Raw genomic sequence first — 12,613 nt, 5'->3', positions numbered from 1 at the left:
TCTTATATCATATGTCTCGTCGCCAAACGTTTCAATGTCTGGGTGGAAAATTCTTTTTCGCCAAGTGAGAGATTCTTCAGGGGAACTTCGGCTCGTGCAGCCTCCTTATGGCCACCGGCTGATCCGACTTCAGAAAAAATACGTTCCGCCAGTTTTCCAGCACTCTTCCGATACCCATCACAACGGAAAATGACAACCAGTTTCTCCCCATAGATCCCCGAAACAAGCACCCAGTCGATCTTATCCACATGATTGAGAAAATTCGCAATATTCACAAGGATATCAGGACTTCTCACCTTCCCTAAATGAGTATAAAATCGTCCCTTTGTATAAATAAGATTGCTGAGTGCGACATTAAAATACTTCAGTTCGGAGCGGCGCATATCAGCCAACTCAAACTTCTTTACCAGATTACGATTGGCAATGTTAAAAAGATAGCGAAAAGAAATCCCGTCAGCCAATACTGACTGCTGAGAAAAATCCTGGGTATCCACCTTGATTGCATAGAATAGAGCAGTGGCGAGTGAAACCGACGGCTTCATACTGCCTGCACGTAAATATTCTATCAACATTGTGGAACAGGCACCATATTGGGGGCGTATATCCACAAATGAGGAGGCATACTCTCCCACGACGGGGTGGTGATCGATAATGGCATCGAATTCGATCTTTTCAAAAACGGGTAGATGACCCGGTTGAGAATCAACCAGAACCTTTTTTGTATAATCCTGGATTTTTATATTTCCGAGGCGTTCCAGAGGAATTTTAAGACGCTCCACCATGGAGACATTATTCAGACGGTGAATCTCATTAGGGTGGGCAATAACAACGGATTTCACCCGATAACGGAGAATCCTTTTGATGGCAAGAGCACTGGCCAGGGCATCCGGATCAGCATTTATACAGACAAGGACATCGTCCTCCTTGTCAAAAACAGCCCAAAACCCGTTGAGACGATCCCGGGCACTCTTCCATACACTCTGGTTGCAACTTTTATTTATTTTTTTTGCCATGTAAAGCACTGCAGCAGATCGCTCCTCACACTCTTTGCGATAAACGAGCCACCAGTTCCTTTCATTAATTGCAGCCACCCGTCATCCGGAAACAATGGGGGACAAAATTTTGAGATATCCTGAGAATACTCTCTATTCAAAACCGAAAAAGTATACCACATCAATTCCCTAAAATGCAAGCGTCCAGAGTGATTGAGAAAATCACTCTTCCATAGAGGAAAACTGTGGGATAGAAGGAAAAAGTGAAGGATCTGTATGGGGAATAAAACGAGCACCCGAAAAACGAATCATAAACTCCTGGTTCACATTCAACTCCAGATAGGTAATGCTGGAGACAATTTTTTCACACTCCTGACGTGCGTCATCATCAAGAAGCACCTGTTCCGCTCCGTGCAGGGAACTGTTTCCGATGGCCCGATAGACAGAGATGGGAAGGTCCGGAAGCATCCCAAGTGTCATTGCATTCTGTGGGTTAATATGACGGCCAAAGGCTCCTGCCACAACAATCTCTTTCAGATCAGAAAATTCCAGACCCACCTGATTCATCAAGGTGGTTAAAATTGCATACATGGCAGCTTTAGAGCGTATCATGGCATCAAGATCAATCTGCGCAAGTACAACCTCTGCTTCAAGCCCGGTCGCACTGATACCTGTCAGCACAAAACAGAGTCCATCATCACGTCTTACAAGGTGCTCGCGCATGAATGCTGCCCTCAGCGGATCCTGTTCTGTATCCGGATCTCTGAATTTTCCACGAATATCTATCATTCTTGTAAGATAGAGAGCTGCTACCAGATCTATCAGCCCCGAACCGCAGATACCCTTCGGAGCCACATCTCCAATCGTCCGATACTCCAGTTCATAGGTGTCAGGGTCTATTGAAACAAATTCAATTGCGCCGGGGCCTGCCCGCATTCCCATCTTCGCCACCCCGCCTTCAAGTGCAGGACCGGCAGCACCGGCACAGGCTATCAACCACTCACTGTTGCCAAGAACCACCTCAGCGTTGGTTCCAACATCAATCAGCATTCTGGTTTCTTCAGAATGGGCCATACCCGAAGCCAGAATTCCGGATATGAGATCACCACCAAAATAGCTTCCAACGGATGGCATTATCCAAACCGGAGCCATTGGACTGATCACCAGCTGCAGCTGTTCACCACGTATGGATTGAGCTCTGTTAAACAGCGGGATATAAGGTTCTCTACAGATATGATAGGGATCAAGACCAAGAAACAGATGGGCCATGGTGGTATTTCCAGATACCGAAAGGGCACGGATTTCTTTGGGAGACACCTCAGCCTGCCCCGCCAGAAGTATTGTCAGGTCATTGATTGCCGTAATAATGACTCCTTGCAATTCATCAAGCCCGGGATCCTTAAAATCTGCTGCCAATGGTTTCTGCTGTCTTCGTTTTGTGGTGGCGTGATGAATACGACTGAGGATATCAGCTCCATATGCAATCTGGGCATTTTCAAGATTTCCTTGAGACAGGATTTCCCCGTTATGGAGATTGAGAAGGGTGGCCTCAAGGTGGGTGGTCCCAAGATCAAGTGCCATGGCAGCAATTACAGGGGGACTCTCTTCAAAAAAGTCAACCAGCTCCCATCCCTGTTCCAGATTGTTCAAAAGGGCCCAACCTGCAAATTTCGCCGCACGAAAATTTCTTGCTACTGCGGTCATACATGGATAGGGAATTCCAATCGAACGACCATCATCAAGAGCCTGGGTCAGTACCTGCTGTAAACGGTCAAGATCAGCAGTATTATCGTGCAGACCTGGAGCCGGTGCATCTACCTGCACCGAACATACTATGGGCTTCATTGAACAACACCTCGTCTATCCTTAACCACGCCTTATACTTGACGTTCACCATCTATGATGTTACCTACTGCAACAAATGCCAATAACAGAAATATACCCTATTTATTACGATCCAGGTAATTCTACAAGCTACTATTCATTTGGCGGTGAAACTGTTTCTATAAAATTTACAGTATGGAAAAAATAATTGCAGTGGCTCTAGGTGGAGCAATCGGTTCCCTGGGCAGGTACTTCATTGCCCTTGTTGCAGGGGAGTACCACACTCAAACATTTCCGGTCGGAACCTTTCTTGCCAACCTCATCGGATGCCTATGTATAGGTATACTCTGGTCATTCTTTGACCGGGTTACAATCAGCAATGAATTCAGACTCTTTTTGTTTACAGGATTTCTCGGTGGATTCACGACATTTTCAACCTTTGCCCGGGAAACCGTACAGATGTTTAAAGCCGGTGAACATCTTCAGGCTTTTACCTATCTAGCTTTTTCAAATCTTTTTGGACTTGGGATGGTGGCCATTGGATTCCTACTGGTTCATCGTTTTATCCGCTGGTAAATTTTTGTGATACTTCTAAATCGATACATCCTGGCCCAGTTTGCCCGTACTTTCTTTATCGTGGCTGCTGCTTTCATTTCCATCTACATCCTTGTCGACTTTTTTGAAAAAATAGACAACTTCATGGAAAGCGGGAAATCAATGGGTCTCGTCTTTAAGTTTTTTCTTTTGAGCATCCCCTTTATCGTTGACATGCTGGGCCCGATCCTGATTTTACTCTCTGGAGTAATCACTCTTGGAATGCTTAGCAATAATAAGGAACTCACCGCAATGATGGCCAGCGGTATCCACCTGCGAAAGATTGTTAAGCCCATCCTCATTGGCTCGATAATCTCCACCATCCTCTTCCTTGCCATGGCCCAATGGGTTTTGCCGCGTACCATAGCGGCAACCAACACCATCTGGTACGAGGACGTAAGAGGTATGGTGCCCCTTGGTATTTTTCGTAATGGTCGGTATTACTATAAGGGGGTGGAGGGGTTTTATTCTTTTGCCAGGCCCTATCCCGACAAAAATCTTTTTCTCTATTTCTCCTACTCCAGCTGGGACAAAGATCACAGGCTGGAAACCCTTATAGCTGCGGACAAGGCAGTATGGGACAAAAAAGGATGGCACTTAACAAATGGCCAGATCCAGAGAAATATTAACCCCAACGATTACCGTACCACCCTCTTCACAAAGAAAAGGTTTGATTTTCCAGAAAGCCCGGAATTCTTTTTTGTTCCCAAATACCAGTCAGCAGAACTTTCTTTGACCGAGCTTTTTCAGGCCACTCAAGAACAAAAAACCGCCAGCGAAACTGCGGTGGCCGAAACGAATTTTTATAGCAGACTGTCCTATACATTACTCGGCATCCCTCTCCTTTTTTTAGGCCTGCCCATACTCCTTCTCTCTTATAAAAAATGGGGCAAAGATCTCTCCGTCGCCATCCCTGCAAGTTGTGGTATCGCCTTCGTCGCATGGGGAATATGGGGAGCATTACAGTCGCTTGCCAGAGTCGGGTACCTGTCCCCCCTACTTGCGGCCATGCTCATTCATATCATCTTTGGAGTAAGCGGGTTCCTTCTTTTACACAAGCAGGGGACCTGATGCCTCCTGTCTCCGTCACAAAAAAGCGTGCAGGCATTGTTGGCGTTCCCCCGTTTACCATCATGGAAATGCTTGCTGGCCCAGATTTTGAAGTCTTTGACCTTGATGAGCCACAGGGAAAAATAGACATTGAAACGGCCTCTCCCTTCCTGCCTCGAGTCTATTGCGGTATCCTGCGTACGGTGATCTCCAACAGTATCGCAATCAAACCGGACATCATTTATATTGACACCGGAGCCGGAAAATGTGACTGCGCCGTTCACACAGCAACGGTTCTTGAAGACATCCTGCCAGACTGTGAAGTCATCAGAACCAGAAACGACGATAGTAAGAATTTCGGAACACCTCTATGCAAGACGAAAATGCCGCTTTTACAAAAGATAGCAGCAATCACTGCTTCAGTGCAAAACCCGAATGCATATCAATCTTTTTCACCCTGCACTGCTACGGCAGGATTCTGGGGAGTGCCACCACGGGACTTTTCTCTGCTTAATCTCTTTCCTGATACCACCCATGTTTACGGGTGGACACGCTGTATGGAAAATAAAACCCCGGACAATCTTGATCTGGAACTCCATTTCAACCCCGACATTCCCACGGTCTTCTTCGCCCAATCTTTCTGTGCAAAAACTGCCCTTGCCCGACATCTTGCAGGCAAACATCCCCATGGTCTCTATCTTGACTGTGACGTGACAGCCGGGAACAGCGCCAAGGCAAAAATCCAGGCATTTCTGGAACTTTCAGGACTATAACGCAGACCCATGTTACTAGCCGACTTTGGAACATCCTACTGCAAGCTGTTGGAAACAGACGCAACAGCCCCGCCCTGCCTGATCCCCACCCGCTCAATCGACAAAAAGCTGAAGGTCGACATAGCCACAGGCCACAACGGTAAACGCTACGCCACCAAATATGTTAACGAACTCACGGCCCTTGCACGTGGAGGCCTGCGCCTGATTGAGGAAAATTCCTTCACTCTGCTTGACTGCGGTAGTCGAGATATTAAATATGTTGCCTACAGTGATGGGAAGATAAAAGATATGGGCTGGAATGCTGAATGTGGTGCCTCCATGGGCTTCACCATCGAACTGCTTGAAAAATACTACACCCTGGACTTTGCCAGCATGGCAATCCCGAAGAATTCCTTTTCCGTGACCTGTGGTGTTTTGGGAATGAGCCACATCTTTGATGCAGTGGTAACGGGTGAAAGTGAAGAGGCAGCCGTTGCAAAATTTGTTAAAGGCATTGCCATTAATGCCTACAATTTTGCCAAACGTCCAGAAAAACTCTACCTCTCCGGTGGGCTCTGTGACAACCCTCTTTTTGTTGGTTCTTTCCCCTGCCCCGTGGTCTCCTTAGGACGATTTGTACTTTTAGAAGGACTCCAGGCTACCACCTCCGTCACCTCCAGGTAACGTTCACTGGATCTCGCTGAGGGATATGGCGATAGAGAAATTTTGGATACCCAAGCATCAGCGCTGTATACACTTTATGATTCTCAGGAAGCTCAAGTTCGTCAATAACCGGCTGGTAGTTGAAGTGAATAGCCTGCACAAGAAAACCTGCCCAGCAGCTGCCGATGCCATGACTGTGCGCAGCAAGATCCAGATATGCCGTGGCCAGGGTACAATCCTCAACAATATGTTCACTCCCCTTTGGGGCAGCATGAGCAACGGCAAGATGAGGTGCCCCACGTAAAACCTTATCAACCCCCTGGTCCCAGGCACGAATCAGTCCAGGAAAAATCTTGATATCACGCATATAATCAACAACCATTCCGGCGATACGTTTTACTTTTGCGGGATCCTCAACCATTATCCAGTGAACTGGTTGAGAGTTATGAGCACTTGGCGAATAGCAACTGACATCCAGGATCTGCTCGAGAATAGAATGCTCAACAATCTTCTTTTTATAGGTACGAATAGAGCGTCTGCTCTCAAGAAAATGCTTTACCGAATCAGGGCTCGGCAGCAGCGTTTTATCCACGGATATACTTTGACTTAGGGGTGATATGGAAATATCGAGTGCATCGACCGTACAGACAGCCATGCAATGCCCACAACGGATACATCGTTTAACCGCAGCTTTGCGCAACTGAGGATAGCCCTCCTGGTCCTGATTAATAAGGTCGAAGGGACATTCTGCAATACAGGAATAGCATTTTTTACAGGTTTCCTGATCGATAGTAAGGCTAATCTTCATATACACTCCAAATATTAATAAAATAGCTCAAGTGGCAACTTTCAGAGTTAAGGATAATGTGCGGCTGTCGCTGACATACTTACCCCAATCATTCGACTGCCGACAACATATATAAAAAGAGCAAAAAAAAAAAAGCCCCGAAACAAAATGTTTCGAGGCTTAGCAGTTGAAGGAAAAGTCCACACTACTTTTTCTTTTTCTTCTTTTTATCTTTTTTCTCAGAATTTTTCTTTGTCTTCTTGGGTGCGTCAACTAAAGGACAACTCGAACAACAATATCCTTTTTTCTTTATCTTCTGACAACATTTTTTTTTAACCATTATATACCTCTGAAAGGTAAATGTTAGCAGAGTCGGATTTATTGCTTTTCAGCTTTCTCAACAGAGATTAAATCGACTTCGAATACGAGAACGGAATTTGGCTCAATCATTGGAGGTACGCCCTGCTCTCCGTACGCCAGAGACGGTGGAATAACAACACGATAGCTTGCACCCTCTTTCATCAACTGCAGCACTTCACTCCAACCGGGAATGACCTGAGTAACACCAAAGGTTGCAGCCTCTCCCCGTGCATTGGAATCATCAAAGACTTTTCCGTCGATCATGGTACCTTTGTAATGAACCGTTACCGTATCTTCAGCGGTAGGGACAGCGCCGCTTCCTTCTTTTAAAACTTCATACTGAAGACCACTCTCTGTAACGATCACTCCTGTCTTTGCTTTATTTGCTGCAAGGTAGGCGTCACCATCTGTTTTATTCTTTTCCTGCAAAGCCTTCAATTGAGCTTCCTGCTCTGCCTTCATTTTTTCGGCAAATTCCTTCTGCACACTCTCCATTTCTTCAGGTGTCAAAAGAGCTTGATTTCCCTCAAAGCCGTCTTTTAAGCCAAGCTGGAGTTTTTCATAATCAAGCTCTTCTCCTATTCCGTTCAAATAACTTCCCATATCAACGCCCAGACTGTAGCTGAGTTTATCTTTAAATGTTTTCAGTTCACTCATTTCGGTCTCGACTGCAAAACCAAGAGCTGGGACAGAAAGACTGATAACAAGGGCTAATCCGGCAAATCGCTTCATCTATGAACTCCTTCACATTTCAATTTTAGTTATAGCAATAGAGGTTACCATTATCATGCTAACCCATTAACACGTAACCACTCATTTCTATCCTGCAAGGTCAATAATGATGATACAAAAATAAGTCCCCCTCAGGGCAGCAGGACCACAAGGGTGATACCTTTATTATGATTATTCAGATGAGGATTGCGTAAAAGCTCCGGAAATCGACGCAACAATTGTTTCACAGAGGGTTGACGGTGGCTGAATTCCTCACCAAAAACAACGGCTTCTATTTCTCCACCGCTCAAAAGATACTGGAGAGTTTTTCTACACTCCAGACGTATAATTCCACCTTTTCCACTGGATCCATACCCGTGAATCAACGTGAGCACAGTAATTTGTTCTAAACGAGCTGTGCTAATTTCATTCTTAAGCCGGTTAAGGGCCTGTTCCACCGTGGGTAATCCCTGCTCAAGATTGACTGTTTTTAAACGGAAAATCTTCTTTTCGGGCCTGACGTGCCCCATACTTTCAATTTCCTGATCATTTCCGCAGTAAGGACAGCGTACAGTTCGAAAATCGATCTCATTGCCACAGATATTACAGGAGTGCATGAGACAGATTGATTACAGAAGAAGATCGGCTGCAGCAGATCTGGCTTCAGCTATAGCCTTCTCCAGCTTTTTTGATTTGGGATCTTTAATCTTTTTTATGAGCTTTTCAAGAGCCCCTCCCATTGCCACACCACCGGCCTGTAAATCCTCAAGGCGGGAAACTGAGACAAGAGCGGCCATGGGACGCCCCGCCCGTTCAATAACATAGGATTCACCGAGAAGAGCCGTTTTATCCAGCAAACGACCAAAATTTTTTCTGGCATACATTGCAGTAATATTCTCTTTCACTCTCTTCCCCCTTGAGCAGTTCATGTTCACCTGGGACCATGCTAATTGACTTCGATTGTGCCCTGTCACTCTATCAGACACGCCTGGCAGTTATAACCTGCTCGATCTGACGGAGATGCTGGAGAACTCGCTGCAGATGCTCCAGCCCCTCAACCTCGACGGCTATGTGAAGATCTGCTGTATCAGCAGGGGTTGTCTTAGCTGTTATCTCAACAATATCAGCATCATCGGCACTAATCACGCTGCTTATGGCAGCAAATATTCCCTTGCTATTCTCGGCACTGACCTGAATTTCAACCCGATGCCCACTGTCCTGATGACTTGACCATTCAACATCCATCCAGCGCTGTGAATCTGTCGCAAGGAGATTGGCACATTCTGCCTTATGAACAGAAATTCCCCGGCCGTTAGTGATAAAGCCAATGATGGGATCACCCGGGACAGGATTGCAGCAGCGACTGATTTTTATCATCATATCGTCAATCCCATCAATATGGATAGCGGAACCAGGGATCAGCTTCTTACGCTCAGGAGAGACTGCTGTCTGCGTATCACCAACGTGACCGCTTTCACTGAGCCTTCGTTCCTCCTCTTCCCTTCTGATTTCCGGAGGCTGAAGAGTCTTGATCAGATGAGGAATGGTGATCGTCCCACTGCCGACCTTAGCCAGCATATCTTCCAAAGAGTTGCAGTGAAGATCCCTTAACAGGAGCTTCACATGACCGCTCTTCACCATTTTTTTCAAGGTGGTGTCGTAGTTTTTAAGTTCTTTTTCGCAAATTTCACGGCCAAGATTAAGAGCTTTTTCTCGGTCTTCCCGGCGGAGCCACGAACGTACCCGGGAACGTGCCCGACTGGTTTTTACCAGTTCAAGCCACCCCCTACGGGGACGTTGGTTTTTGGATGTCACAATTTCTATGATGTCCCCATTCTGAATCATATATTTCAAGGGGACAAGCTTGCCATTCACTTTGGCACCGATACAGTGATCACCGACCTCGGTATGAATTGCATAGGCAAAATCAATGGGGCTGGAATCCGTCGGTAACTCTTTTACTTCACCGGCTGGAGTAAGTGCATACACCTCAGGAGTATCCAACTCGCCATGAACTGATTCCAGAAATTCTCTTGGATCATCAACCTCCTGAAGCGTCTTCACCAGACTTTTCAGTTCAGTAAACAGCCTGGTATCACTGGCAGAGGCATTCTGGCCCTCTTTATAGGCCCAGTGCGCAGCGACACCTTCCATGGCAATACGGTCCATCTCTTCCGTACGAATCTGGATCTCAATAAAATGATCTCGCGGCCCGATCACAGTTGTATGCATGGATTGATAATTATTCGATTTGGGAACAGAAATAAAATCCTTAATACGTCCCGGGACAGGTGACCAGTTTGCATGAATTACGCCGAGTGCCTCGTAACAGTCTTTGATACTGTCCACAATAATACGAAAGGCTACCTTGTCATAGACGCGTTCCAACGGGATTTTCTGGGCAACCAGTTTTTTATAGATGGAGTAAAGATGCTTGGGACGACCAATTATACGGGTGGGTTCTATATTACTTGCAGCAAGTTTTTCATGGAAAATCGAGATAACCTCGTCCACATACCTCTGCCGTTCCTCAAGAGAACTTTCCAGATTCGTGACCAGGTCAAGATATTCACTGGGATGCAGATATTGAAATGCCAGATCCTCCAGTTCCCGCTTCATCCAGTCAATGCCTAGACGAGAGGCAAGTGGAGCGTACAGATCCTTGGTTTCCCGTGCTATCTCCTGCTGACGTTCTAACGGTACCGTATCAAGCAGACACATATCCTGGAGTCTATCGGCAAGTTTGACGAGCAATACCCTGACATCAGTTGCAATTGCCAGGAGCATTTTTCTGACATTGTCGGCCTGGTGAGTCAGTTTGGAATTATAGTGAACATTGGTGATACGAGTACAGCCATCAACAATGATGGCCACATTCTCACCAAACTGCTTTCGCAACTCATCGAGCTCCACACCCTCTTTTAAGACACCATGGAGCAGGCCTGCCACAATGGTATCAAGATCCAGATGCATGGAGGCCAGGGTGGAAGCAACGTGCAGGGTATGATCCAGATAGGGGGTCCCTGAGAAATGCTGTTTATCAGAATGGGTGGCGACAACAAGATCCCAAGCTTTATCAATGGGACTGAGATCCATCCCATTAAGATAGGTCCTGGTCAGAATCTTCAGACCATCCTGACTCACCATAAAATCATTTTTCTCGCTGTCAACCATTGATCATTGCTGCTTCTATTAACTCACGTACCCTTGCAACCACCTGTTGCGGTGCAAGTTCTTCGACCTTACCATCTCTACGGGATCGAAGTTCAATGACTCCATCCTGCGTGAGACGTTTTCCTACGGTGAGACGTAGTGGAATGCCAAGCAGATCAGCATCCTTGAATTTTGATCCCGGACGTTCGTCCCGATCATCCAGGAGAACATCAATTCCTTTTTCCTCCAGATCCCTATACAGTGCCTCTGCAGCCCCGGTGATCTGCTCATTCTTCAAACCGAGATTCAAAACGATCACCTGCATGGGAGCAAGAGGCATGGGAAAAATCATTCCATTTTCGTCATGATTCTGCTCAATGGCAGCCGCCACGATTCGACTCACGCCAATACCATAGCATCCCATAACCATGGGTTTATCCTGGCCGTCACTGTCCTGAAAAACTGCGTTCATAGCCTTGGAATATCCGGTACCCAGCTTAAATACATGGCCGACTTCTATGCCCTCTTTCATGGTGAGGACGCCACCACATACGGGACACGGATCGTCAACGGTGATCTGACGTAAATCAGCCACGCCAAATGGCTCAAAATCCCTTCCCATGTTCACATTTTTCAGGTGATGATTCTTTTCATTGGCACCAACCACAAAATTGCACATGGCCGCAACCTCATTATCAACCAGAAGCTTTACCTTGATGCCGACAGGACCAAGATATCCTGTTGGAACACCGGTTGCAGCGAAGACATCTTTATCATCAAGCATCTCAACATCGACAACACCAAGAAAGTTCTTGAGTTTCACCTCCTGCACCTCACGATCTCCACGGACAAGTACCGCAACGGCTTCCTCACCTGCCTTATACACCATGGTTTTGACAAGTTCTTTGGGAGAAATCCCCATGAATTCGCACACCGCGGAAACTTTTCGCTTACCGGGCGTTTCCATTTTCTCCAGAGGGAGCATGGGACTTTCGTCTCTTCCAGGTGCTGCAACTACGGCTTTTTCACTGTTAGCAGCATAGTCACAACCGGAACAGATCACCAGGGTGTCCTCACCGGTGTCAGCCAGGACCATAAACTCATGGGAGAAACTCCCTCCGATGGTTCCTGAATCTGCTTCGACGGGGCGATACTCCAGTCCACAACGCGTAAATATCCTTTTATAGGCATCATACATGCACTGATAGGATTCCTCTGCCGTACTATCATCAACATCAAAGGAATATGCATCTTTCATAATGAATTCACGACCACGCATCAGCCCAAATCGAGGTCTGATCTCATCCCTGAATTTTGTCTGTATCTGGTACAGATTCATGGGAAGGTCACGATAAGATCGGATTTCACGCCGCGCCAGATCAGTGATAACTTCTTCGTGGGTTGGACCAAGACAGGATTCACGATCATGCCTGTCGACAAAACGAAGCAATTCGGGCCCGTATTTCTTATAGCGACCCGTTTCGTGCCAAAGGTCTGCCGGCTGAACCATGGGCATGAGAAGTTCCTGAGCCCCTGCCCGTGTCATCTCTTCTCGTACAATTTGCTCTACCTTTCTAATGGCAGCAAGGCCAAGGGGAAGGTAGGTGTAAATACCTGCTGTGAGTTTTCGTATAAAACCAGCTCGCAACAGGAGGCGATGACTGACAACCTCTGCCTCTGCAGGGGTCTCTTTAAGTGTGGGAATCAGTGATTTGGAAAATCTCATC

General features: G+C 46.5%; 12 protein-coding genes. 4 read left to right on the top strand and 8 right to left on the bottom strand.

Translation table 11 applies throughout. The features are described from left to right. Window positions 1-2: 2 nt before the first annotated feature. Window positions 3-1,091 (bottom strand): DHH family phosphoesterase, encoded by a 1,089-nt coding sequence (locus UWK_RS10430; RefSeq protein WP_015404332.1) that lies wholly within the window; start codon window positions 1,089-1,091, stop codon window positions 3-5. A gap of 123 nt (window positions 1,092-1,214) precedes the next feature. Next, on the bottom strand, window positions 1,215-2,837 hold the full coding sequence (locus UWK_RS10425) for an ASKHA domain-containing protein (protein WP_015404331.1): 1,623 nt from the start codon (window positions 2,835-2,837) through the stop codon (window positions 1,215-1,217). Window positions 2,838-3,011: 174 nt separating this feature from the next. Between UWK_RS10425 and crcB the strand changes: the two genes are divergently transcribed. From crcB to UWK_RS10405, 4 genes are read left to right on the top strand one after another with little or no spacing between them, the layout of a single operon-like run. Continuing rightward, a complete protein-coding gene (gene crcB / locus UWK_RS10420; protein WP_015404330.1) occupies window positions 3,012-3,392 on the top strand; it encodes a fluoride efflux transporter CrcB in 381 nt (126 codons plus the stop codon). A gap of 6 nt (window positions 3,393-3,398) precedes the next feature. Further along, window positions 3,399-4,481 carry an LptF/LptG family permease gene (locus UWK_RS10415; protein ID WP_015404329.1) on the top strand — a complete coding sequence of 361 codons (1,083 nt, stop codon included), beginning with the start codon at window positions 3,399-3,401 and terminating at the stop codon, window positions 4,479-4,481. Continuing rightward, window positions 4,481-5,233 (top strand): hypothetical protein, encoded by a 753-nt coding sequence (locus UWK_RS10410; protein WP_015404328.1) that lies wholly within the window; start codon window positions 4,481-4,483, stop codon window positions 5,231-5,233. The genes UWK_RS10415 and UWK_RS10410 overlap by 1 nt, the downstream gene beginning before the upstream one ends. 9 nt (window positions 5,234-5,242) lie before the next feature. Beyond that, on the top strand, window positions 5,243-5,896 hold the full coding sequence (locus UWK_RS10405; RefSeq protein WP_015404327.1) for a hypothetical protein: 654 nt from the start codon (window positions 5,243-5,245) through the stop codon (window positions 5,894-5,896). Here UWK_RS10405 and UWK_RS10400 read toward each other — a convergent pair. The 6 genes from UWK_RS10400 to UWK_RS10375 form a co-directional block, all read right to left on the bottom strand. Beyond that, window positions 5,883-6,683 carry a nitroreductase family protein gene (locus UWK_RS10400; RefSeq protein ID WP_015404326.1) on the bottom strand — a complete coding sequence of 267 codons (801 nt, stop codon included), beginning with the start codon at window positions 6,681-6,683 and terminating at the stop codon, window positions 5,883-5,885. The genes UWK_RS10405 and UWK_RS10400 overlap by 14 nt on opposite strands. Before the next feature lie 357 nt (window positions 6,684-7,040). Then, window positions 7,041-7,754, bottom strand: coding sequence for an FKBP-type peptidyl-prolyl cis-trans isomerase (locus UWK_RS10395; RefSeq protein WP_015404324.1), 714 nt, complete (start codon window positions 7,752-7,754; stop codon window positions 7,041-7,043). Between the two features lie 131 nt (window positions 7,755-7,885). After that, on the bottom strand, window positions 7,886-8,350 hold the full coding sequence (locus UWK_RS10390) for a Smr/MutS family protein (RefSeq protein WP_015404323.1): 465 nt from the start codon (window positions 8,348-8,350) through the stop codon (window positions 7,886-7,888). 12 nt (window positions 8,351-8,362) lie between these two features. Further along, on the bottom strand, window positions 8,363-8,638 hold the full coding sequence (locus tag UWK_RS10385) for a type II toxin-antitoxin system Phd/YefM family antitoxin (RefSeq protein WP_041916392.1): 276 nt from the start codon (window positions 8,636-8,638) through the stop codon (window positions 8,363-8,365). 73 nt (window positions 8,639-8,711) lie between these two features. After that, window positions 8,712-10,907 carry a RelA/SpoT family protein gene (locus UWK_RS10380; protein WP_015404321.1) on the bottom strand — a complete coding sequence of 732 codons (2,196 nt, stop codon included), beginning with the start codon at window positions 10,905-10,907 and terminating at the stop codon, window positions 8,712-8,714. Then, window positions 10,900-12,612 (bottom strand): proline--tRNA ligase, encoded by a 1,713-nt coding sequence (locus UWK_RS10375; protein ID WP_015404320.1) that lies wholly within the window; start codon window positions 12,610-12,612, stop codon window positions 10,900-10,902. Before UWK_RS10375 ends, UWK_RS10380 begins: the two co-directional genes overlap by 8 nt. Between the last annotated feature and the right edge of the window lies 1 nt (window position 12,613).

It is taken from the genome of Desulfocapsa sulfexigens DSM 10523 (genome assembly GCF_000341395.1).
Classification (GTDB): domain Bacteria; phylum Desulfobacterota; class Desulfobulbia; order Desulfobulbales; family Desulfocapsaceae; genus Desulfocapsa; species Desulfocapsa sulfexigens.
This window is presented reverse-complemented; position numbering and strand designations above follow the sequence as displayed.